The 20,709-nt window shown below is 64.6% G+C and carries 24 protein-coding genes; 19 read left to right on the top strand and 5 right to left on the bottom strand.

All coding sequences use genetic code 11. From position 1 onward, the window contains the following. Positions 1 to 482 precede the first annotated feature (482 nt). The 5 genes from NR187_RS12325 to NR187_RS12305 all read left to right on the top strand — a co-directional run bounded on the left by NR187_RS12325 (position 483) and on the right by NR187_RS12305 (position 3,566). Positions 483 to 1,103, top strand: a complete 621-nt coding sequence (locus tag NR187_RS12325) for a TetR/AcrR family transcriptional regulator (protein WP_211382443.1) — start codon at positions 483 to 485, stop codon at positions 1,101 to 1,103. Positions 1,104 to 1,152: 49 nt separating this feature from the next. Further along, a complete protein-coding gene (locus tag NR187_RS12320) occupies positions 1,153 to 2,346 on the top strand; it encodes an MFS transporter (protein ID WP_211382444.1) in 1,194 nt (397 codons plus the stop codon). Positions 2,347 to 2,474: 128 nt separating this feature from the next. Further along, positions 2,475 to 2,894: a DUF4118 domain-containing protein gene (locus NR187_RS12315; protein WP_211382445.1), complete on the top strand. Its 420-nt coding sequence runs from the start codon at positions 2,475 to 2,477 to the stop codon at positions 2,892 to 2,894. A 138-nt stretch (positions 2,895 to 3,032) separates the two neighbouring features. Beyond that, positions 3,033 to 3,242 carry a hypothetical protein gene (locus NR187_RS12310; protein ID WP_211382446.1) on the top strand — a complete coding sequence of 70 codons (210 nt, stop codon included), beginning with the start codon at positions 3,033 to 3,035 and terminating at the stop codon, positions 3,240 to 3,242. Positions 3,243 to 3,299: 57 nt separating this feature from the next. Beyond that, positions 3,300 to 3,566, top strand: a complete 267-nt coding sequence (locus NR187_RS12305) for a hypothetical protein (RefSeq protein WP_211382447.1) — start codon at positions 3,300 to 3,302, stop codon at positions 3,564 to 3,566. Positions 3,567 to 3,577: 11 nt separating this feature from the next. Here the strand turns inward: NR187_RS12305 and NR187_RS12300 are convergent, their stop codons facing one another. Continuing rightward, entirely contained in the window at positions 3,578 to 4,555 is a 978-nt protein-coding gene (locus NR187_RS12300) for a LysR family transcriptional regulator (RefSeq protein ID WP_211382448.1), read from the bottom strand. 120 nt (positions 4,556 to 4,675) lie between these two features. On the opposite strand from NR187_RS12300, the gene NR187_RS12295 reads away from it, so the two are divergent. The 10 genes from NR187_RS12295 to NR187_RS12250 all read left to right on the top strand — a co-directional run bounded on the left by NR187_RS12295 (position 4,676) and on the right by NR187_RS12250 (position 15,942). After that, positions 4,676 to 5,713 (top strand): class 1 fructose-bisphosphatase, encoded by a 1,038-nt coding sequence (locus tag NR187_RS12295; RefSeq protein ID WP_256806552.1) that lies wholly within the window; start codon positions 4,676 to 4,678, stop codon positions 5,711 to 5,713. A gap of 12 nt (positions 5,714 to 5,725) precedes the next feature. Then, positions 5,726 to 6,601, top strand: coding sequence for a phosphoribulokinase (locus tag NR187_RS12290; protein WP_211382450.1), 876 nt, complete (start codon positions 5,726 to 5,728; stop codon positions 6,599 to 6,601). A 16-nt stretch (positions 6,602 to 6,617) separates the two neighbouring features. Continuing rightward, on the top strand, positions 6,618 to 8,636 hold the full coding sequence (gene tkt, locus NR187_RS12285) for a transketolase (RefSeq protein WP_211382451.1): 2,019 nt from the start codon (positions 6,618 to 6,620) through the stop codon (positions 8,634 to 8,636). A 12-nt stretch (positions 8,637 to 8,648) separates the two neighbouring features. Continuing rightward, positions 8,649 to 9,734 (top strand): class II fructose-bisphosphate aldolase, encoded by a 1,086-nt coding sequence (gene fba / locus NR187_RS12280; RefSeq protein ID WP_211382452.1) that lies wholly within the window; start codon positions 8,649 to 8,651, stop codon positions 9,732 to 9,734. Between the two features lie 41 nt (positions 9,735 to 9,775). Further along, a complete protein-coding gene (locus NR187_RS12275; protein WP_211382453.1) occupies positions 9,776 to 11,236 on the top strand; it encodes a form I ribulose bisphosphate carboxylase large subunit in 1,461 nt (486 codons plus the stop codon). Between the two features lie 11 nt (positions 11,237 to 11,247). After that, positions 11,248 to 11,655 carry a ribulose bisphosphate carboxylase small subunit gene (locus tag NR187_RS12270; RefSeq protein WP_211382454.1) on the top strand — a complete coding sequence of 136 codons (408 nt, stop codon included), beginning with the start codon at positions 11,248 to 11,250 and terminating at the stop codon, positions 11,653 to 11,655. Positions 11,656 to 11,753: 98 nt separating this feature from the next. After that, positions 11,754 to 12,686 (top strand): CbbX protein, encoded by a 933-nt coding sequence (gene cbbX / locus NR187_RS12265; RefSeq protein ID WP_211382455.1) that lies wholly within the window; start codon positions 11,754 to 11,756, stop codon positions 12,684 to 12,686. After that, on the top strand, positions 12,683 to 13,420 hold the full coding sequence (gene rpe / locus NR187_RS12260; protein ID WP_211382456.1) for a ribulose-phosphate 3-epimerase: 738 nt from the start codon (positions 12,683 to 12,685) through the stop codon (positions 13,418 to 13,420). Before cbbX ends, rpe begins: the two co-directional genes overlap by 4 nt. 264 nt (positions 13,421 to 13,684) lie before the next feature. Beyond that, entirely contained in the window at positions 13,685 to 15,541 is a 1,857-nt protein-coding gene (locus tag NR187_RS12255) for a bifunctional diguanylate cyclase/phosphodiesterase (protein ID WP_211382457.1), read from the top strand. Between the two features lie 188 nt (positions 15,542 to 15,729). Beyond that, the gene (locus NR187_RS12250) at positions 15,730 to 15,942 is read left to right on the top strand and encodes a hypothetical protein (RefSeq protein WP_211382458.1); all 213 of its coding nucleotides are present in this window, start codon (positions 15,730 to 15,732) and stop codon (positions 15,940 to 15,942) included. A gap of 19 nt (positions 15,943 to 15,961) precedes the next feature. On the opposite strand, the gene NR187_RS12245 is transcribed toward NR187_RS12250, so the two are convergent. After that, positions 15,962 to 16,798, bottom strand: a complete 837-nt coding sequence (locus NR187_RS12245) for a universal stress protein (protein WP_256806550.1) — start codon at positions 16,796 to 16,798, stop codon at positions 15,962 to 15,964. A gap of 209 nt (positions 16,799 to 17,007) precedes the next feature. On the opposite strand from NR187_RS12245, the gene NR187_RS12240 reads away from it, so the two are divergent. Continuing rightward, entirely contained in the window at positions 17,008 to 18,555 is a 1,548-nt protein-coding gene (locus NR187_RS12240) for a Do family serine endopeptidase (protein ID WP_256806548.1), read from the top strand. A gap of 269 nt (positions 18,556 to 18,824) precedes the next feature. Beyond that, positions 18,825 to 19,187 (top strand): hypothetical protein, encoded by a 363-nt coding sequence (locus tag NR187_RS12235; protein ID WP_249128923.1) that lies wholly within the window; start codon positions 18,825 to 18,827, stop codon positions 19,185 to 19,187. Between the two features lie 5 nt (positions 19,188 to 19,192). On the opposite strand, the gene NR187_RS12230 is transcribed toward NR187_RS12235, so the two are convergent. Both NR187_RS12230 and NR187_RS12225 read right to left on the bottom strand, forming a co-directional pair. Then, positions 19,193 to 19,492 (bottom strand): DUF6496 domain-containing protein, encoded by a 300-nt coding sequence (locus NR187_RS12230; protein WP_211382462.1) that lies wholly within the window; start codon positions 19,490 to 19,492, stop codon positions 19,193 to 19,195. 89 nt (positions 19,493 to 19,581) lie between these two features. Continuing rightward, positions 19,582 to 19,776 (bottom strand): DUF3072 domain-containing protein, encoded by a 195-nt coding sequence (locus NR187_RS12225; protein WP_211382463.1) that lies wholly within the window; start codon positions 19,774 to 19,776, stop codon positions 19,582 to 19,584. Positions 19,777 to 19,891: 115 nt separating this feature from the next. On the opposite strand from NR187_RS12225, the gene NR187_RS12220 reads away from it, so the two are divergent. Together NR187_RS12220 and NR187_RS12215 are read left to right on the top strand one after the other, a co-directional pair. Further along, on the top strand, positions 19,892 to 20,113 hold the full coding sequence (locus NR187_RS12220; protein ID WP_211382464.1) for a hypothetical protein: 222 nt from the start codon (positions 19,892 to 19,894) through the stop codon (positions 20,111 to 20,113). 18 nt (positions 20,114 to 20,131) lie between these two features. Then, positions 20,132 to 20,314, top strand: coding sequence for a hypothetical protein (locus tag NR187_RS12215; RefSeq protein WP_211382465.1), 183 nt, complete (start codon positions 20,132 to 20,134; stop codon positions 20,312 to 20,314). Between the two features lie 134 nt (positions 20,315 to 20,448). Here NR187_RS12215 and NR187_RS12210 read toward each other — a convergent pair whose 3' ends face one another. After that, positions 20,449 to 20,685: a hypothetical protein gene (locus NR187_RS12210; RefSeq protein ID WP_211382466.1), complete on the bottom strand. Its 237-nt coding sequence runs from the start codon at positions 20,683 to 20,685 to the stop codon at positions 20,449 to 20,451. Positions 20,686 to 20,709: the final 24 nt, after the last annotated feature.

Genomic DNA, 20,709 nt, shown 5'->3' with positions numbered 1-20,709 from the left:
CCACTGCGCAGGGAAGGCCGAGTGATTGGCTACACCTGTATGCTGCTGTGCGGTTCTTTTGCGCTACATCTTCGCGCAGCGGACCGCGGGTGCCAGCCGGCACCCGGCCTGCCCTGTGCCCTCTTGGCTTGGAGAGGGTGGAGTGACGAAGCAAAGCTCGGGCGAAATGCGCCGCGAGATTGCGAAGGCTGCCTGCAAGTCGAAATGTGCATCGGAGGACCGCGATGTCGCCCCTTGCTCCGTCATTGCGAGCGTAGCGAAGCAATCCAGAATCCCTCAGCGGTGACAGTCTGGATTGTTTCGCTGCGCTCGCAATGACGACGTGGAGAGAACGTGCGCTGGCGCGCCTCGCGTGCCCCGGACGCAGCGCCGCGCCCTTCAGCGGTGCGCTGCAGAGCCGGGACACGGCGCCGGTACTCTTAATGTCTACCATCACGACCAGGTCTCTTGATTAGGAAACAATCATTCCCTATTATGCCGCAATGCAGAAAGCCGCACGACCATCCCAGCCTGTCGCCCATTCACCCGGCCGTCCCCGGGAATTCGACATGGACACGGCTCTGGACGGAGCGGTGCGGGTGTTTTGCGAGCGCGGCTATCATGCCACGTCGATCGGCGACTTGACCGCTGCGATGCGGCTGGCCACCGGCAGCGTCTACAAGGCGTTTCGCGATAAGCATGCGGTGTTTCTCGCCGCATTCGAGCGCTACGCCGCTCTGCGCGGGGAGCAGACCCGCGCCGCCGCGGCACGCGGCGAAAACGGTCGTGAGCGGCTGCGCAACGTCTTGCTGTCCTATGTCGAGCATTCCCAGGGTCTCGAGGGCCGGCGTGGCTGCATCGTGGTTGGCAGCGCGGTCGAGCTCTCAGCGGTCGATCCCGTGATCCGCGCGCGCGTTACCGCGCAACTCATGACCAACGAAAAGTTCATCGCCGGCCTCATTCGCGAGGGTCAGGCTGACGGCTCGATTCCGGCCCATGTCGAGGCCGATGACACCGCGCGGCTGATGATCTGCATGACACAGGGCCTGCGCGTCGTCGGCAAGGCGCGCCTGCCGCTCGATGGCGAGCGGCTGGCCGGCGTCGCCATGAAACTACTCGCCTGAATCCTTGTCAAATTAGGGAACGTTCGTTCCCGATATCTGGAGTCCGTAAATGACGATGAATGCCACCATCGAGACCGCGCCCGGGCCGGATGTGGTGTCGCAGCGCCTGACTTTCGTGCTTGCTGCGGCTTGTGGCATGATCGCCGCCAACATCTATTATGCCCAGCCGCTGATCGCCCCGATCAGCGCCGCGCTCGGCCTGTCGCATGCAGCAGCCGGGCTGATCGTCACCATGACCCAGATCGGCTACGGCACCGGGCTCCTCCTGATAGTGCCGCTCGGCGATCTCGTCGAGAACCGCATCCTGATCTGCTCCGTCATTACGCTCGGCGCCGCGGCGTTGCTCGCCGCCGCCTTCGCCACCCATGCGCTGCCGTTCCTGATCGCGGCGCTGTTCATCGGGCTCGGCTCGGTCGCGGTGCAGATCATCATTCCTTATGCGGCGCATCTGGCGCCGGAAGCCATCCGCGGCCGTGTCGTCGGCAACGTCTCGACCGGCCTGATGCTCGGCATCATGCTGGCGCGCCCGGTGTCGAGTTTCATCACCGCGGCCCTGTCGTGGCATGCGGTGTTCTTCTGCTCGGCGGCGCTGATGATCGTGCTCGCAGCCGTGCTCTGGATGACGTTGCCGGAGCGCAGGCCGGTCGCGCGCATGCATTATGGCACGCTGCTGTTGTCGATGCCGCATCTGGTGCGGGCCACGCCGCTGCTGCGGCGCCGCGCACTCTACCAGGCGAGCCTGTTCGGCGCTTTCACCCTGTTCTGGACCGTGGCGCCACTCCAGCTCGCCAGCGCGTTCGGCTTCTCCCAGAGCGGCATAGCGCTGTTCGCCCTCGCCGGCGTCGCAGGCGTGTTCGCGGCGCCGATCGCGGGACGGCTCGCCGACCGCGGCCATAGCCGCGTGGCAACCCTGGTTGCGATGCTGCTCGCAGCCGCGGGCTTCCTCGTGACCTATATCGGGGCCGCCGGCTCGATGCTGAACCTCGCCTGCCTGGTCGTGGCTGCGATTGCCATCGATATCGGGGTCCAGGGCAACGTCGTGCTCGGCTTCCGCGCCATCTTCGCGCTCGGGCACGAACACCGCAGCCGCCTCAACGGCCTCTATATGGCGACGTTCTTCGCGGCCGGCGCCGCCGGCTCCGCGGTCGGCGCCTGGGCCTTCGCGGAAGGCGGCTGGACACTGGCATCGGCCATTGGCCTCGCCTTGCCCGTCGCGGGCCTGCTCTATGCGGCCAGCGAGTAGCGGTAAAATTGTGCGATGCAGCCCGTTTGCCAAACGCTCAGGCATGCGTTTTCCACCTCGCGGTTTGGGCGCCACTGTAGTACTTTGGTCGCAAGCGGGCCTGGTTAACGGGCGGCAGGGGGAGGCTGATGAAGCGTGCGGGGCTGTTTGGCGTGCCGCGGGTACGGCCATGGTCGTGGCAGGCGTTTCTGCTGGGATTCGTCGTTGTTGCAATGTCGGCGGTGCTTCAGGGCATCTGCGTAGCGCTCGGCGCAAAACTCTATTTCGCGGCCTTCCTGCCCAGCCTGTTCGTGCTCGGACTTGTCGCGGGTGTGCCGGCTGCGGCATTCGCCGCGGTGCTGACCATTCCGCTGGTGTGGTGGGCGTTCATTCCGCCCTTCTTCGAGTTTACCCCGCTATCCAGCGCGAATGCGGATTCCATCAACCTGTTCTGCCTGCTCGCCGTGCTCCTGATCGGCCTTGCCGATCTCTGCCGCGAGACAATGGCGATCATCAGCCGCGGCGGGCTGAAGCGTACGGGCGAGAGCGCGGCAACGAATTCGCAATAAATCGGCATCGCGCGGCCACGCGCGTTGCGCGCGCGCAACAGTCCGGCAACCATGCGCGCGCTTGCCGCGCGCCGCTAACTTTTCGAAAAAGATTTGGCCGCAATTTCTCCCGCGGGAATGACGAGGGAGTTTTCGGACATGAACGGCCAAATAACCGGTCACGCCATCTTGGAGAACGTGCGCCGCTATCGCGGTATCGCATCGCTCTATCGCCAGACCGCTGCGTTCCGCCCGGGCCAGAGCTGGTCGCTGCTGGAGCAGGCGAGGGATTGGGAAGCGCGGGCGCTGACGGAGCTCGAAATCTATTTCGCGAGCCGCGTGGACCAGGCCGCTGTGCTGGCGGCCTGATCGTTAACCGTCGCGGCAAGGAGATCGGCGACAAGCCGCGCGAACGAGCTGCGAGGGATGTCCGACGACGCGAACGAATCGCCGAAACAGATGATGCCGGGCGCGGCCTCCCACATCGGCGTGAACTGGCTCCGGTCGGGACCAGAACCCGTGGCGACTACGGAGTTGCCCCGGCGCCTGCGTATGATAGCAAGTCGCCCGGGCCTGCTTCACGTCGGCCGGGGGCGAGCGATGACCACCTTCAACCGCATCTTCACGACCGAGCGCTTGCTTCAGATCATCGTCATTCTCGCGGCGACGATTGCAATGAAGCTGATGGGCTGAACGTCGGCGGGCTATCGCTCGCCGAACTCGGGTACATCGGGCAGATAATTCGAGCCCTCCGATCCCAGGAAATCGAACATCGCCTGCGCCGGCGGCAGCAGCACCTTGTCGCTGCGGCGAATCACGTACCATTGCCGAACGATCGGCAGGCCCGCGACGTTGAGCACGATCAGGCGGCCCTCGGCAAGCTCGTGCGCCACGGTGTGGGCCGAGATGAAGGCGATGCCGAGCCCCGCGATGACCGCCTGCTTGATGGTCTCGTTGCTGCTCATCTCCATGCCGATGACCGGCTCGAGGTCCGACTTCTGAAACATGCCTTCCATGAGCGTGCGCGTGCCCGACCCCGGCTCGCGGGTGAGGAAGGTCTCGTGCACGAGGTCGGTCAGGCTGAGGCCGGAATCCTTCGCCAGCCAGTGCCCCTTGCGCGCGACGATGATGTGCGGATTGCGCCCGAGTTGACGGACGTCGACGCTGACGTCGGCCGGTGGCCGACCCATCACCGCGAAATCGAGGTCGTAGCCGTGCATGGCCTCGCGGATCTCCTCGCGATTGCCGATGGTGAGCTTGATCTCGATCTTCGGATGCCGCTTCGAGAACGCCGCGATCGCGTGCGGCACGAAATACTTCGCGGTCGAGACTGCGCCGAGCTGCACGGTGCCGCCGGTCCTTCCCGCAAGCAGGTCGAGCGCGCCCTGGCAGTCCATGATCGCAGCTTCGACGCGCCCGGCGAGCGCAAGAACCTCCTTGCCGGCCTCAGTCAGCAGCATGCCGTCGCCGGTCCGCTGTACCAGCGGCAGGCCGGCGAGGTCCTGAAGCTGACGGAGCTGCTGGGTGACGGCCGGCTGGGTCAGGCCGAGCTGGCTCGAGGCCGCCGTCACGCTGCCCTTGGCCGAAAGCGCTGCGAGCGAGCGAAGCTGCCGGATCGTCAGATGCCGGAGCTGGGCCGCTGCATGGCCATGACCATTATAAGAAATTTCTTTGGCGCCCATTATGAATAGAAATTTTCCTTATTAAGTCGGCGCTGTCAATCTTCATTGTGTTGGGACCAACCGCACCGACCTCCGCCGGGGAGGGAACTGGATGCGGCGCCAGCAAAGGGATGGACGCAGATGACCGGGCAACCCAGGCTGGACGATCACCTCCAACGGTACTCGGAGACCGCGCCCCACGCGCTGGCGGTGGCAGCTGCGGTCGACGCCATCGCGGCGGCGGCCATCGAGATCGCCGACCTTATCGGCACCGGAGATCTCGCGGACGCCTCGGGCCTGACGACGGGTCGCAACAGCGACGGCGACGTCCAGCGCGATCTCGACGTGCAGGCCGATGCGATCCTGCGCCGTTGCTTCGGCAGGCTGCCGATCGCAGCACTGGCGTCGGAGGAAATGCGTGAGCCGCAGATCGGCGACCGCGAAGCGAAAATCTGCGTCGCGATCGATCCGCTCGACGGTTCCTCCAACATCGATATCAACATGACCGTCGGCACGATCTTCTCGATCCTGCCGGCGCCCGATGATCTCGCGCTCGCCTTCCATCAGCGTGGCTCGGCGCAGCTCGCGGCAGGGTTCGTCACCTACGGTCCGCAGACCTCGCTGGTGCTGACTCTCGGCGACGGCGTCGACATCTTCACGCTCGATCGCAAGGCCGGCTGCTTCCGCCTCGCACGCAGCGGCGTGCAGATTGCCGAGGCCTGCGCGGAGTTCGCGATCAACGCGTCGAACCGCCGGCACTGGGAGCCGCCGGTGCGCGCCTTCGTCGACGAGTGCCTCGCGGGCGTCGAAGGGCCTGCAAACCACGATTTCAACATGCGCTGGGTCGGCTCGCTAGTCGCCGAGGCCTATCGCATCCTCACCCGCGGCGGGATCTTCCTCTATCCCTCGGACGCGCGCCCCGGCTATGGCGACGGCCGCCTGCGGCTTACTTACGAGGCGCATCCGATGGCGATGATCATCGAGCAGGCCGGCGGCTCCGCAACGACGGGGCGCGAGCGAATCCTCGACCTCGCAGCGCAAAACCTGCACCAGCGCGTGCCCCTGATCATGGGATCGAGCAAGGAGGTGCGGCGGCTCGAAGAGCTGCATTGCGACCCGCTGCTGGTGGCCAGCGGCTCATCGCCGCTGTTCGCGCGGCGCGGATTCTTCCGCATCTGAGCGAGGCGACGCATGTCCAGGAAGTATCCCATCATTTCGATCACCGGCTCCTCGGGCGCCGGAACCACGTCGGTCAAGAAGACCTTCGAACAGATATTTTTCCGCGAGAAGGTCAACGCCGCCTACATCGAAGGCGACGCGTTCCACCGCTATGACCGCACCGAGATGCGCACGCAGATGGCCAGGGAAGCCGAGCGCGGCAACAGGCATTTCAGCCATTTCAGTCCCGAGACCAATCTGTTCGAGGAGCTGGAGCGGGCGTTCCGCGACTATGGCGAAACCGGCACCGCGACGACCCGGCACTACGTCCACGACGCCGAGGAATCCGCGCTGCACGGCGCGGCGCCAGGCACCTTCACCGAATGGGAACGGTTGCCGGAGAACTCGGACCTTCTGTTCTACGAGGGGCTGCACGGCGCCGTCGTCACCGACAAGGTGAACGTCGCGCGCTATGCCGACCTCAAGATCGGCGTGGTGCCCGTCATCAATCTCGAATGGATCCAGAAGCTGCATCGCGACCGCAGCGCGCGGGGCTATTCGACCGAGGCCGTCACCGACACCGTCCTGCGGCGGATGCCGGATTACATCCACTACATCTGCCCTCAATTCTCCGAGACCGACATCAACTTCCAGCGGGTCCCGACGGTGGACACCTCCAATCCGTTCATCGCGCGCTGGATTCCGACGCCGGACGAATCGATGGTCGTGATCCGCTTCAAGAATCCGCGCGGCATCGACTTCCCCTATCTGCTCTCGATGCTGCCGCAAAGCTGGATGTCCCGCGCGAACTCGATCGTGTGTCCGGGCGCGAAGCTCGATCTTGCGATGCAGCTGATCCTGACGCCGCTGATCATGCAGCTGATCGAGCGCAAGCGAAACCTGAAGTGAACAAGGGAAGAATCCGATGAACATCTCGGTTCACGCCGACGCCGACCTCACGGCGGTCGCGCATAGCGATCTCGCCAACGCCGTCCGCTTCCTCGCGGTCGACGCCATCGAGACCTCGCAGTCCGGTCATCCCGGCCTGCCCATGGGCATGGCCGACGTCGCGACGGTGCTGTTCTCGCGCTTCCTGAAATTCGACTCGGCGCATCCCAATTGGCCCGACCGCGATCGCTTCGTGCTGTCGGCGGGGCACGGCTCGATGCTGCTTTACGCGCTGCTGCATCTGACCGGCGGCGACGTCAGCCTCGGCGACATCAAGGCGTTCCGGCAATGGGGATCGAAGACGCCGGGCCACCCCGAATACGGCCACACGCCGGGCGTCGAGACCACGACCGGTCCGCTGGGGCAGGGCATCGCGACGGCGGTCGGCATGGCGATGGCCGAGCGGATGGGCAATGCGCGTCATGGCGACGGTCTCGTCGATCATTTCACCTACGTGATCGCCGGCGACGGCTGCCTGATGGAGGGCATCAGCCAGGAGGCGATCTCGCTTGCCGGTCATCTTCAACTCGGCCGTCTGATCGTGCTGTTCGACGACAATGGCATCTCGATCGACGGGCCGACCTCGCTGGCAACCTCCGACGACCAGCTCGCGCGTTTCGCCGCTTCCGGCTGGTCGGTGCGCAGCATCGACGGACACGATCCCGAAGCCATCGCAAAGGCGATCGCAGAGGAGCGCGAGACCGCAAAGCCGTCGCTGATCGCCTGCCGCACCATCATCGGCTATGGCGCGCCGGACCGGCAAGGCACCGAGAAGGCGCACGGCGCCCCGCTTGGTACCGAGCAGACGGCAGCCGCGCGCCGGACGCTCGGCTGGGACTATCAGCCCTTCGTGGTTCCTGTCCCGATCATGAAGGCGTGGCGGATGATCGGACAACGCGGGCAAGTCGAGCGCCTCGCCTGGCTCGACCGCTACGAATGCGCGACGCCCGAGCAGCGCGACCTGTTCGTCGAAGGCAAGGCCGTTGCCCTGCCGGCTGCCTATGCGCTGGCCGCGGCGAAATTGCGCGAACGCTTTGCGTCCGAGCGTCCGAAGCTCGCGACGCGGCAAGCTTCGCAACAGGTGCTCGACGGCATCGCCGGGACCATTTCTGGCCTCGTTGGCGGGTCGGCCGATCTGACGCATTCGAACCTGACCCATGCCAAGACGCAGACTCCTGTGAGTCGCGACGCGTTCGCCGGCAATTACATCCATTACGGCATCCGCGAGCACGGCATGGCGGCCGCGATGAACGGCCTGGCACTCCATGGCGGCTTCATTCCCTATGGCGGCACGTTCCTCGCGTTCTCCGACTACAGTCGGCCGGCGATCCGTCTCGCGGCCTTGATGAGGCTGCGCGTCATCCATGTGATGACGCACGATTCCATCGGCCTCGGCGAGGATGGTCCGACGCACCAGCCGGTCGAGCATCTGGCGGCGCTGCGGGTGATCCCGAACCTCCTGGTGTTCCGCCCCGCCGACGCGGTGGAGACGCTGGAAGCTTGGGACTGCGCGCTCAATTCCGAAGACCGCCCCTCCGTGCTGTGCTTCTCGCGTCAGGCGTTGCCGACCTTCCGCAGCGATGCGCGCGGCAAAAACCGTGTCTCCCGCGGCGCCTATCTCGTCGTCTCGCCGGACGGCGGCCGCGACGTGACGCTGATCGCAACCGGCTCGGAGGTGTCGATCGCGATGGAAGCCGCCCGCCTGCTCGCGACCGAGCACATCCGCGCTGCCGTGGTGTCCGCGCCTTGCTTCGCCCTGTTCGAGGAACAGCCAGACGAATACCGCGCCACCGTGCTCGGCACCGCGCCGCGCGTCGGTGTCGAGGCGGCCGTACAGGGCGATTGGTCGCGCTGGATCGGCGCTGACGGTGAGTTCGTCGGCATGCGCGGCTTCGGCGCTTCGGCGCCGGCACCCGTGCTGTACCGCGAATTCGGCATCACACCGCAAAGCATCGCAGAAGCCGCCCGCCGGGCAATCGCCCGCAAGCGACAATAAGGAGAACCACTCGTGGCACGTATCACCCTCAGGCAACTGCTCGACCACGCAGCCGGCCATGGCTACGCGGTGCCGGCGTTCAACATCAACAACATGGAGCAGGGCATCGCGATCATGCAGGCGGCGGCCGAGGTCGATGCGCCCGTGATCATCCAGGCCTCGCGCGGCGCGCGCAGCTATGCCGGCGATCTCATGCTCTCGCACATGATCGATGCGCTGGAGCGGACCTATCCGGACATTCCGCTCTGCATGCATCAGGACCACGGCAACGACGAGGCGACCTGCGCCTCCGCCATCGCCCACGGCTTCACGTCCGTCATGATGGACGGCTCGCTCAAGGCCGATGCCAAGACGGCAGCCGATTACGACTACAATGTCGCGATCACCCGCCGCGTCGTCGATCTCGCTCATTGGGTCGGCGCTTCCGTCGAAGGCGAGCTTGGCGTACTCGGCTCGCTCGAACACGGCGGCGGGGAGCAGGAGGACGGACATGGCGTCGAAGGCACGGTCAGCCACGACCAGCTTTTGACTGATCCCGACCAGGCGGTCGACTTCGTCCGTGCCACCAAGGTCGATGCGCTCGCCATCGCCATGGGTACCTCGCACGGCGCCTACAAGTTCAGCCGCAAGCCGGATGGCAACATCCTGGCGATGCGGGTGGTCGAGGAGATCCACCGCCGGCTGCCGAACACGCATCTGGTGATGCACGGCTCCTCGTCGGTGCCGCAGCCTCTCCAGGACATGTTCAACCAGTATGGCGGCGAGATGCCTCAGACCTGGGGCGTGCCGGTCGAAGAGATCGTTCGCGGCATCAAGAGTGGTGTGCGCAAGGTCAATATCGACACCGATTGCCGCCTCGCAATGACGGCGGTATTCCGCAAGGTCGCCGCGCAAAGTCGCAGTGAGTTCGACCCGCGCAAGTTCCTCAAGCCCGCGATGGATGCGATGCGCGAGCTCTGCCGCGAGCGTTTCGAGCAGTTCGGCACCGCCGGCCATGCCAGCGAGATCAAGGTCGTCCCGATGAGCGAGATGGCGCGGCGGTACCGCGCCGGCGAGCTCGATCCGCGCGTCGATGCCCGTGAGCCCGTCGCAGCCTGAGCAGATTCAGAGATTAGAAGAGAGAAACGAGGGAGAAAGCCATGAACGCACATACAGGAACCGTCCGCGGCAAGGAGCGCTATCGCTCGGGCGTCATGGAATACGCCCGCATGGGCTATTGGGAGCCCGACTATGTCCCGAAGGACACCGACGTGATCGCACTGTTCCGCGTCACGCCGCAGGAAGGCGTCGACCCGATCGAGGCGTCGGCCGCGGTCGCCGGCGAATCCTCGACCGCGACCTGGACGGTGGTATGGACCGATCGGTTGACGGCTGCGGAAAAATATCGCGCGAAATGCTACCGCGTCGATCCGGTGCCGGGCACGCCGGGCTCGTACTTTGCCTACATCGCCTATGACCTCGACCTGTTCGAGCCGGGCTCGATCGCCAACCTTTCGGCCTCGATCATCGGCAACGTGTTCGGCTTCAAGCCGCTGAAAGCGCTGCGTCTGGAAGACATGCGCTTTCCGGTTGCCTACGTTAAGACCTTCCAGGGACCCGCGACCGGCATCGTGGTCGAGCGCGAGCGGCTTGACAAGTTCGGCCGGCCGCTGCTGGGCGCGACGGTGAAGCCGAAGCTTGGGCTGTCGGGCCGCAACTACGGCCGCGTGGTCTACGAGGCGCTGAAGGGCGGGCTCGATTTCACCAAGGACGACGAGAACATCAACTCGCAGCCCTTCATGCACTGGCGCGACCGCTTCCTCTACTGCATGGAGGCCGTGAACCGGGCACAGGCCGCCTCGGGTGAGGTGAAGGGTACCTACCTGAACGTCACCGCGGGCACGATGGAGGACATGTACGAGCGAGCGGAGTTCGCCAAGGAACTCGGTTCGGTCATCGTCATGATCGACCTCGTCATCGGCTACACCGCGATCCAGTCGATGGCGAAATGGGCACGGCGCAACGACATGATCCTGCATCTGCATCGCGCCGGCCACTCGACCTATACGCGGCAGAAGAGTCATGGCGTGTCGTTCCGCGTCATCGCCAAATGGATGCGGCTCGCCGGCGTCGACCACATCCATGCCGGAACGGTGGTCGGCAAGCTCGAGGGCGATCCCAACACCACGCGCGGCTATTACGACGTCTGCCGTGAGGACTTCAATCCGACGAGGCTCGAGCACGGCCTGTTCTTCGACCAGCCATGGGCCAGTCTCAACAAGATGATGCCGGTCGCATCGGGCGGCATCCATGCCGGCCAGATGCACCAGCTGCTCGACCTGCTCGGTGAGGATGTCGTGTTGCAGTTCGGCGGCGGCACCATTGGACATCCCATGGGGATTGCGGCCGGCGCGATCGCCAATCGCGTGGCGCTGGAAGCGATGATCCTCGCCCGTAACGAGGGCCGCGACTACGTCCACGAGGGTCCGGAGATCCTGGCCAGAGCGGCCGAGACCTGCACGCCGCTGAAGGCGGCGCTCGAAGTCTGGAAGGACGTCACCTTCAACTATCAATCCACCGACACGCCGGACTTCGTTCCGACCGCGCTGGAAACCGTTTGAGGAGATTTGACATGAAGCTGACCCAAGGCTGCTTTTCGTTCCTGCCCGATCTGACAGACGATCAGATCACCAAGCAGGTGCAATATTGCCTGACCAATGGCTGGGCGGTGAACATCGAGTTCACCGACGATCCGCATCCCCGCAACACCTATTGGGAGATGTGGGGCCTGCCGATGTTCGATCTCCAAGACGCCGCCGGCGTGATGATGGAACTCGCCGAATGCCGCAGGGTGTATGGCGACCGCTACATCCGCATCAGCGGCTTCGATTCGAGCCATGGCTGGGAATCGGTGCGGATCTCGTTCCTCGTCAACCGGCCGCCGCAGGAAGCCGAGTTCGACCTCGTGCGGCAGGAAGTCGGCGGGCGCGCGATTCGCTACTCCACGGTGCGCAAGCCAGCCGCGGCAGCGTCGCCATAAGCCATTGCTCTCCGCGTGGAGCACTCCCTGCTCCAGATCCTTGGCGGACAACTGCTCCGCCGCCGCCCCGCGGCGGGGCTTTTTTGTTCGAGGTGCCCATGCTCGACATTGCCCGTGCCACGCCCGCTGAAGGCGGTGAGACTACGTTCGATCTCCGCAAGGAAGCCGAAGCGGCGGGGATCACCGAGACGTTGCAACAGCTCGAGCGGGAGTTGATCGGCCTTCGGCCGGTCAAAGACCGCGTGCGCCAGATCGCATCGCTCCTGCTGATCGAGCGCATCAGGCAGCGTGCGGGTCTCGCCTCGGCGCCGCCCACACTGCACATGTCGTTCACCGGCAACCCCGGCACCGGCAAGACGACCGTCGCGCTGCGCATGGCGAAGATCCTGCACGGCCTCGGCTTCGTGCGGCGCGGGCAGGTCATCTCGGTGACGCGCGACGATCTCGTCGGGCAATATATCGGCCACACGGCGCCGAAAACGAAAGAGATATTGAAGAAGGCAATGGGCGGCGTGCTGTTCATCGACGAGGCCTACTATCTGCACCGGCCCGACAACGAGCGCGACTACGGCCAGGAGGCGATCGAAATCCTGCTCCAGGTGATGGAGAACCAGCGGGAGGACCTCGTTGTGATCCTCGCCGGCTATGGCGAGCGCATGACCAGCTTCTTCGCCTCCAATCCCGGCTTCCGCTCGCGCATCGCCCACCACATCGACTTTCCGGATTATGCGGAAGCCGAACTTCTCGTCATCGCCGAGCTGATGCTGAAGGAACGGGGCTATCGCTTCTCGGCGGCGGCGCGCGAGGCCTTCGAGAAGTATATCGCGCTACGCCGGACCCAGCCGTTCTTCTCCAACGCGCGCTCGATCCGCAACGCCGTCGACCGCATTCGCCTGCGGCAGGCCGATCGGCTGGTGTCGGATCTCGACCGCATGCTCGATGTCGCCGACCTCGAAACGATCGATCCCATGGACGTCCTGGCGAGCCGCGTCTTCAGCGGCGGAGCCGATGTGAGGAGTGCAAAGCCATGACCGCAGAGATCATCATCGCTCCCTCGATCCTGGCGGCAGACTTCGCGCGCCTTGGTGAGGAGGTCGCGGCGATCGACGCGGCCGGCGCCGACTGGATCCATTGCGACGTGATGGACGGCCATTTCGTGCCGAACATCAGTTATGGTGCCGACGTTATCAAGGCGATCCGACCGCTGACGAAGCGGGTCTTCGACGTGCATCTCATGATCGCGCCGACCGATCCCCATCTGGAGGCGTTCGCAAAGGCGGGCGCCGATGTCATCACCGTCCATGCCGAAGCTGGGCCGCATCTCGACCGCTCGCTCCAGGCGATCCGCGCGCTTGGCAAGAAGGCCGGTGTCAGCCTGTGCCCGGCAACGCCGGAAGCCGCGATCGAATACGTGCTTGATCGTCTCGATCTGGTGCTGGTGATGACGGTCAACCCCGGCTTCGGTGGTCAGTCCTTCCTCGACTCCCAGGTCGAGAAGATCAGGCGCATTCGCAGCATGATCGGCGACAGGCCGATCAGGCTCGAGGTCGATGGCGGCATTACGCGCGACAATGCCGCTGCCGTGGCCGCGGCGGGTGCCGATACGCTCGTGGCGGGTTCGGCCGTCTTTCGCGGCAAGAGCGCTGCCGACTATGCCGCCAATATCGCAGCGATTCGCGTCGCTGCCGAGTCAGGCCGGGTTGTGAAGTTCCAGGATAATTCCGCACGGGCGATGCGGACCGCAGAGAGTGCGCTCATCCGGTAGACTACGGGTGGGACGCGAGCCGCTGCGCTGTGGTGGCGGTTGTCCCACGGCGGGCCAGTTTTCTCCGGGGTTCCATGGAGGATGCCGCACAAAACGATGAGCCGTTTCAGGGCGGGGTAACCACGCGCGTCAGACGAAAGTTCGATTAACGACCGCGCAATGCTATGTGTCTCAATCTGCGATTAAGGAACGCTGAGAGAGCGCGGGAATGCGGATCGAGGACATCTGCAGGCATGAGGCCTGCACACGGCGCGGAGCGACGGCATGAGCATGCATCGCTTGTTCGCCGAACAGATTCGCTGCGCCACCGACGCGGCCGGACAGGTCGATCTCGTCAAGCTGGGCGAGCTCGTCAGTGCGGCCTACGAGGCAGGCGACCGCGACCGCCAGCGTATGACGGATATGCGCGCGCACACGCACGATGAGGTCGAGCAAGACCTGCTGCGAACCCAGGAGTTCCTCGACACCATCGTCGAGAACATACCGATTGCCGTGTTCGCCAAATGCGCGAAGGATTCCCGCTACATTTTGCTCAATCGCGCCGGCGAGGACTATTATGGCCTGCCGCGCGAGCAGATGCTGGGCAGGACGCCCGAGGAGATCTTCCCGGCCGACGTCGCCCGCGTGGTCAACGAGCAGGATCGTCGCGTCGTCGCCAGCGGCATGCCGATGTTTCTCGAGGAGCACCTGCTTGAAGTTGGCGTGAAAGGCCACGACCGGGTCGTCAATTCGCGCAAGATGCTGATCACCGATGATGCCGGCGATCCGCAATATCTGGTCGGTGTGATCGAGGACGTCACCGAGCGCGTCGCGACCCAGGAACGCATCAGACATCTCGCCCATCATGACGTGCTGACCGACTTGCCGAACCGCAGCGCCTTCAACGCAGTGTTGGACGAACGGCTGGAGCGGGCGCTGGAAGCGGCGACCAGTTTTGCAGTGCTCAGCCTCGATCTCGACCGCTTCAAGGAAGTCAACGACGTGTTCGGTCATCCCGTCGGCGACATGCTGATGCGGGCCGCGGCCGATCGCCTTGCCGCGGAGGCTGACGGCGCCTTTATCGCCCGCATCGGCGGCGACGAATTCATGATCCTGATGCCCGACGACGTCCGCCGGGAGAACGTTCTGGCGCTCGCCGAACGCCTGGTCGAAACGATAGGCAAGGAGCTAGAGGTCGACGACTATCTCTCCCATGTGGGCCTTAGCGTCGGCATCGCGTTCTATCCAGATGACGGCGTGGATGCCGCCACATTGCTCGCCAATGCCGATTCCGCGCTTTATCGTGCCAAGCGCGAGGGCAGGGGCACGGTCCGCTTCTTCGAACCCGAGATGGACCAGGAACTGCGCGACCGCAGGCTGCTGCAACACGATCTGAGGCAGGCGCTGGAGCTGAACCAATTCCTGGTCTACTTCCAGCCGCAGGCGCGGATTGATGGCGAAGTCATCGGCTTCGAGGCGCTGCTGCGCTGGAACCATCCGACGCGGGGCTTCGTGCCGCCCGACGAGTTCATTCCGCTCGCTGAGGAGAACGGGCTGATTATCCAGATCGGCGAGTGGGTCCTTGGCGAAGCGTGCCGCGAGGCGGCGTCCTGGCCGCGGCCGTTGCAGGTGGCGGTCAATCTGTCGCCGGTCCAGTTCCTGGCCGGCGACCTCGAACGCGCGATCCACCGGATCCTGCTGGAGACGGGACTTGCGCCGACCCGACTCGAGGTCGAGATCACCGAGGGCGTGCTGATCGGCGACTTCACCCGCGCGCTCAATCTGCTGCGGCGGCTGAAGGCGCTCGGCATCCGCATTGCGATGGACGATTTCGGCACCGGCTATTCCTCGCTGTCCTATCTGCAGTCGTTTCCGTTCGACAAGATCAAGATCGATCGCAGCTTCATCTCCAATCTCGAGACGACGCCGCAATCAGCCGAGATCGTCCGCGCGGTCCTGAGCCTCGCGCACGCCTTGAATATCCCGGTCGTCGCCGAGGGGGTGGAAACCGAGGCGCAGCGCGCCTTCCTGGCGCGCGAGGCCTGCGAGGAGATGCAAGGCTATCTCGTCGGCCGGCCCGACCTGATCGAGCGGTATCTCGATCTGATTGGCGTGGCCGTGGAGCAGCGCCTTTACGCCTAGACCCCAAGTTTTCCAAACCGGCGGGTTCCACGTGCAAACTTGCGCGTTTGGAACTAAAATATGTGCGCGCATTTCTCAAAAGTTAACTGCGATCAGTCGCGCTGTGCACGCAGCAAATGTTTTGCACAACTGCCATCGCCCTGACGCAAATAAGGGCAATAAGCCCTGTGAATGCGAGGGAGGGTCTCATGGAGAACGTACGTCGCTACCGGGCGCTAGCGTCACTCTGCCGCCAGCAGGCGGCCTACCGGCCGCTCCAGACTTGGGAATTGCTGGGCCAAGCCGAGCATTTCGAGCATCTCGCCGAAGTCGAGCTCAAGGCGCATTTCGACGCGTGCAATGCGAAAGGCGAGGATGACGCCGTCGCCGCCGCCGCGTGGGAGGAGCCCGTCGCGGCGTGAGAGCATCCGGGCGGCTTCGCTAATGCGACATCAGCGTCGGCACCGTCATGGCTTCCAGCATGGCGCGGGTGACGCCGCCGAGAAAGCGCTCGTGCAATCGTGAATGGCCGTAGCCGCCCATCACCAGGAGATCGAGGCTCTCGTCGGCCGCCAGCGACAGGATGGTCGGCTGAATCTCGGAGCGGGTCGCCGACAGGCCGACAGTGCGGGTCGACAATCCGCGCCGGCCGAGATGTCTTGTCAGATTGCGCGCCGAGACGTCGTCGGAAACGGCGTCTGCCTCGTTGATCGTGATGATCACGATCTCTTCGGCGCGGGCCAGGAACGGGGCGGCATCGCGCATCGCGCGGGCGGCGAGGCGGCTTCCGTCCCAGCAGATGCCGATCCGGTTCGCCCTGAATGCTCCACGGAAGTTATACGGCAGGAAGAGCACAGGGCCGCCCGCCTGGAACAGGATCTCGCTCGGTATGTCGTTGTCGAACGAGCCTTGCGCTGGATCGGGCTGCAGCACGATGCTGAGATCGTGTAGCCGCGCCATCCCGCCGAGCGAGCCGGCTGCATCCGCCGGGATCGCGCCGAGCGGGTGGCATGTAAAGGAAAGACCGGCGTTCGCCGCTTCGCTTTTGAACACTGTCAGCGCCGCCTCGGCCCGCTCCACCGCGCGTTCACGTTCCATCTCGAACACGGCTGCCACTGCGGCGCCGCCTTCCATCACGTAGGCCGCGCTGGTTGCGACATAGCCGACGGCGACCGCGTCGATGTGGGCGTTGAGGTGCGCGGCCAGCGAAATCGATCCGTCGATCACGGGGCGCATAGGACGTTCGGTCGGGACGTGAACGAGAATGTCTTTGTACATGGCGCGCCTCCTATGGACATCATCCGTTGGCCCCAGTCTTTCACTGCGCAGGGGGGCCGTGTTGAGCTGCATCAAACGTGCAACCGCGATTTGGGCCGCGGCGCTGGCCGCATCAACTTTGCCAAGATTTAATCGCGTGGACGGGACGCTGTAAGGTGGTCACCGCCATGTTGGGTACAAGGCGACTCACCCAACATGGACATTTCGACATGAACGATCGCGTCAATTCCGAAACCCCCACGTTTCGCAAGATCCTGAGGCCGCGCCGGCTTGCGCTGCTCGGCACCGTCGCCGCGCTTGGCGTGGCCGTGCTGGCGACCGCTCCCGGCTCTTCGCCGTTCAGCGTGAGCTCCTTCATCGCACCCGCTCAGGCCGCGGAGGCCGCCGCGACACCTCCGGGCTTCGGCGATCTCGTCAGCAAGGTCAAACCGGCCGTCATCTCGGTGCGGGTCAGAATCGACCAGGACAACGACAAGAGCGCGATGCTGCAACAGAACCGGATGGATTCGGACGAGGACTCGCCGTTCGACCAGTTCTCGCGGCAATTCGGCTTCCGCGGTCCGGGCGGCATGAACGGCATGCCGCGCCAGCGCCACCAGGTGATCACGGGCGAAGGCTCCGGCTTCTTCATCTCGGCCGACGGCTATGCCGTGACCAACAACCACGTCGTCGATCACGCCGAGTCCGTACAGGTGACCATGGACGACGGCACGATCTACACCGCGAAGGTGGTCGGTACCGATCCGAAGACCGATCTCGCTCTGATCAAGGTCGATGGCAATAAGGATTTTCCGTTCGTCAAATTCTCCGACCAGAAGCCGCGCATCGGTGACTGGGTGGTGGCGGTCGGCAATCCCTTCGGCCTCGGCGGCACCGTGACGGCCGGCATCGTTTCGGCCAGCGGCCGCGATATCGGCAACGGGCCTTATGACGATTTCATCCAGATCGATGCGCCGATCAACAAGGGCAATTCCGGCGGCCCGGCCTTTGACATGAACGGTAATGTGATCGGCGTGAACACCGCGATCTTCTCGCCCTCCGGCGGCTCGGTCGGCATCGGCTTCGACATTCCGGCCTCGACCGCAAAGCTCGTGATCGCACAGCTGAAGGACAAGGGCGCGGTTACCCGCGGCTGGCTCGGGGTGCAGGTGCAACCGGTGACGTCGGATATCGCCGACAGCCTCGGCCTCAAGGAGGCGCGCGGCGCGATCGTCGACAACCCGCAGGACGGCAGCCCGGCGGCGAAGGCGGGCATCGAGGCCGGCGATGTCATCACCGCGGTGAACGGCACCGCGATCAAGGACTCCCGCGATCTCGCCCGCACCATCGCCGGCCTGGTGCCGGGCACGTCCGTGAAGCTCGATGTCCTCCACAACGGCGGAAGCAAGACGGTGACGCTCGCGCTCGGCGAGTTGCCGAACGATCGGCAGGCCCAGGGAAGCGGCAAGGCCGATGACGGCAAGACGCAGCCAGGCGCCGGCACGCCGCGCCTCGGGCTCAGTCTGGCTCCGGCCGGCGACGTGCAGGGCGCCGGTCCGAAAGGCGTGGTCGTCACCGAAGTCGATCCGGAAGGGCCGGCCGCGCAGCGCGGCATCCAGACCGGCGACGTCATCCTCAATGTCGGCGGCAAGGCCGTCGCCAATATCGGTGATGTCCGCTCGGAGCTGGCGCAGGCGAAATCATCCGGCAAGCGCAGCGTGCTGCTGCAGGTGAGGAGCGCGGAGGCGACCCGGTTCGTCGCGGTGCCGCTCGCGTAAGTCGAATTTCGATCGGCGCAAATCAAAAAGGCGGCCCTCGGGCCGCCTTTCTCTCGTTCGCCTTCAGGATGACCGGGCGCCCGCAGATAACATTCTCGTTAACGGCAGCGATGATGACCCGGTTCGTCCGAAAAAGCCGTGTTCGCACACCACAGTTTCGAGATGGTGCAAGGACTCGGCGGCAACGAAGCCGCCGAGCGGTTGCAAAGCGTGGAACCTCCCGCCGCCTCGTGGAGCCGGCCGGTGGTTCGCATTTGATCGGTGCCGACATGGATCGATTGAAGGTCTCGCTGAGGAGTGCGCTGCTCGTGGCGCCGTTCGTGCTGTGGGGCGGAAACGCGCTCGGGCGTGACGACGGCCGCTACGCGGACTCACCCCTCAAGCCGTGGTTCGACAGCCTGCGCAGCCATCTCGGTCCGTGCTGCTCGGACGCGGATGGATTTGCCGTCGCCGATCCCGACTGGGAATCGCACAACGGGCACTATCGCGTGCGGCTCGACGGCGAGTGGGTGGAGGTACCGGACGAAGCCGTGATCACTGAGCCGAACCGGGCCGGCCGCACAATGGTGTGGCCGGTGAAAACCGCGTTCGGCATTGCGATCCGCTGCTTCATGCCTGGCAGCATGATCTGACAGAGTCAGCGCGACCGTTTGGAGGATTTGCGCTTCGGCTTCGAAGTATTCTTCGAAGTCTTATTGGATGTCTTCTTGGCAGTTTTCCTGGCAGTCTTCTGCTTCGAGGCCTTCTTCGGGACCTTCTTGCCTTTCTTGCGCGCCTTCGACAGTCCGATCGCGATCGCCTGCTTGCGGTTCTTCACGCGTCCGCCACGACCGCCGGGCCCGCTCTTTGCGGTGCCCTTCTTGTAGCGTCGCATCTCGCTTTCGACATCGCTGCCGGAGCTACGTGAGTAGCGGCGTTTCTTTGCCTTGCGCGCCATGCATTGTTCTCCCTTTGGCCGAGGAGAACCATCCGGGAATGGCATGGTTCCGAAACCGGGCAGGCAGCGTTCCGGATGCGCGATGCAGCCTAGAAGGAATTCGCCAATTCGATCTCGGCTTCCAGCACCTGGATGCGCCGTGCCGCCTCGCCGAAGGACAGACCCCGCGCATATTGCGCGGGTTGATACGCCTCCTCGCTCAGCCGTTTCAGCCTGAGGCCTTGCGCCCTGGTCATCTGCTCGGCGAGGAAAGCCCTGGCGTCGTATTTACCCTGAACCTGCATGTCGCGTCTCCGTCCTGAAATCGTGGCTTGACTATATGTTCTTATTTTGTTCTAACAAGCCATGGACAACAGAATTAATGAAATTCGACGCAAAATCAGCGCCTTGAGGCTAGAGATGGCCGATGTCGAGGCGTCCGTGCGCGAGCTGGTCGACCGCGATCGCGACTGCGCAGAGAAGGCCTCGGCGCAGATGGATCTGCGCCGGAAAATCAACCTGCTGATTGGCGAATGGAAGGCTGCAGGTGGCGGCGATGTCCTGCCGAATGTCCGCGACAGGGTACGCGTTCGTTCCGCGAAGACATCAGGCAACCCCCTGCGCGTAATCGCGCGCCGCTGAGAATTTTGGGAGCGCGCGGTGGAGGAAGACCCGGACGCCTACCGGATTCTGAAATTACGCGCCGAAATTCTCGAACTGGGCTCCGCGATCCGGCAGTTGCGGCGCGAGGCGCTCGACGATGCTGCGGCCCAATTGTTGATCGCGCGCAAGCGGGCCAGGCTCGAACACCTCGTCAAGGCATGTTCTTCGGACGCTCCCTGACATCCGACGCAGCAAAAGCGTGCGCACGCTCGATTCGCGTGGCGATCATCGATGTCGGATGCCGACAGGAACGCCGTGCTTCACGGTGACAAGAAAGCCCCGCCGTGGCGGGGCCTTCTCGGTTGCGAATCCACTTATTTCGAGCTGCTCGGCGTGTTCACACTGCCGGCCTGATTGGTGCCCGGGCCGACATTGCCTTGGCTCGAGGGATTGGCAGCACCGCTGGATTTCGTGTTGGCGCCCGTGGTCTGCGACGACGATGACATCGAGGATCCATGTTTCGCCTTGTGCGATTTGGCCTGCACTGCGAACGGCGCCGCGGCGAGGCCGGTTGCCAACATCATTGCGAGGGCGAGCTTGGTCGACTTCATGCGCGGGAACTCCCTGAGTTAAAT

It is taken from the genome of Bradyrhizobium sp. Bra64, from assembly GCF_024519875.1.
Taxonomy (GTDB): Bacteria; Pseudomonadota; Alphaproteobacteria; order Rhizobiales; family Xanthobacteraceae; genus Bradyrhizobium; species Bradyrhizobium japonicum_G.
This window is presented reverse-complemented; position numbering and strand designations above follow the sequence as displayed.

Bases quoted from the DNA above. Each gene is read 5' to 3' on its own strand.
- NR187_RS12320 (WP_211382444.1), top strand. From the start codon at position 1,153: ATGACGATGAATGCCACCATCGAGACCGCGCCCGGGCCGGATGTGGTG.
- NR187_RS12315 (WP_211382445.1), top strand. From the start codon at position 2,475: ATGAAGCGTGCGGGGCTGTTTGGCGTGCCGCGGGTACGGCCATGGTCG.
- NR187_RS12325 (WP_211382443.1), top strand. From the start codon at position 483: ATGCAGAAAGCCGCACGACCATCCCAGCCTGTCGCCCATTCACCCGGC.
- NR187_RS12290 (WP_211382450.1), top strand. From the start codon at position 5,726: ATGTCCAGGAAGTATCCCATCATTTCGATCACCGGCTCCTCGGGCGCC.
- NR187_RS12230 (WP_211382462.1), bottom strand. From the start codon at position 19,492: ATGGCGCGCAAGGCAAAGAAACGCCGCTACTCACGTAGCTCCGGCAGC.
- NR187_RS12305 (WP_211382447.1), top strand. From the start codon at position 3,300: ATGTCCGACGACGCGAACGAATCGCCGAAACAGATGATGCCGGGCGCG.
- tkt (WP_211382451.1), top strand. From the start codon at position 6,618: ATGAACATCTCGGTTCACGCCGACGCCGACCTCACGGCGGTCGCGCAT.
- NR187_RS12235 (WP_249128923.1), top strand. From the start codon at position 18,825: ATGGATCGATTGAAGGTCTCGCTGAGGAGTGCGCTGCTCGTGGCGCCG.
- NR187_RS12250 (WP_211382458.1), top strand. From the start codon at position 15,730: ATGGAGAACGTACGTCGCTACCGGGCGCTAGCGTCACTCTGCCGCCAG.
- NR187_RS12210 (WP_211382466.1), bottom strand. From the start codon at position 20,685: ATGAAGTCGACCAAGCTCGCCCTCGCAATGATGTTGGCAACCGGCCTC.
- NR187_RS12240 (WP_256806548.1), top strand. From the start codon at position 17,008: ATGAACGATCGCGTCAATTCCGAAACCCCCACGTTTCGCAAGATCCTG.
- NR187_RS12310 (WP_211382446.1), top strand. From the start codon at position 3,033: ATGAACGGCCAAATAACCGGTCACGCCATCTTGGAGAACGTGCGCCGC.
- NR187_RS12270 (WP_211382454.1), top strand. From the start codon at position 11,248: ATGAAGCTGACCCAAGGCTGCTTTTCGTTCCTGCCCGATCTGACAGAC.
- NR187_RS12275 (WP_211382453.1), top strand. From the start codon at position 9,776: ATGAACGCACATACAGGAACCGTCCGCGGCAAGGAGCGCTATCGCTCG.
- NR187_RS12245 (WP_256806550.1), bottom strand. From the start codon at position 16,798: ATGTACAAAGACATTCTCGTTCACGTCCCGACCGAACGTCCTATGCGC.
- NR187_RS12300 (WP_211382448.1), bottom strand. From the start codon at position 4,555: ATGGGCGCCAAAGAAATTTCTTATAATGGTCATGGCCATGCAGCGGCC.
- NR187_RS12255 (WP_211382457.1), top strand. From the start codon at position 13,685: ATGAGCATGCATCGCTTGTTCGCCGAACAGATTCGCTGCGCCACCGAC.
- rpe (WP_211382456.1), top strand. From the start codon at position 12,683: ATGACCGCAGAGATCATCATCGCTCCCTCGATCCTGGCGGCAGACTTC.
- NR187_RS12295 (WP_256806552.1), top strand. From the start codon at position 4,676: ATGACCGGGCAACCCAGGCTGGACGATCACCTCCAACGGTACTCGGAG.
- NR187_RS12220 (WP_211382464.1), top strand. From the start codon at position 19,892: ATGGCCGATGTCGAGGCGTCCGTGCGCGAGCTGGTCGACCGCGATCGC.
- NR187_RS12225 (WP_211382463.1), bottom strand. From the start codon at position 19,776: ATGCAGGTTCAGGGTAAATACGACGCCAGGGCTTTCCTCGCCGAGCAG.
- cbbX (WP_211382455.1), top strand. From the start codon at position 11,754: ATGCTCGACATTGCCCGTGCCACGCCCGCTGAAGGCGGTGAGACTACG.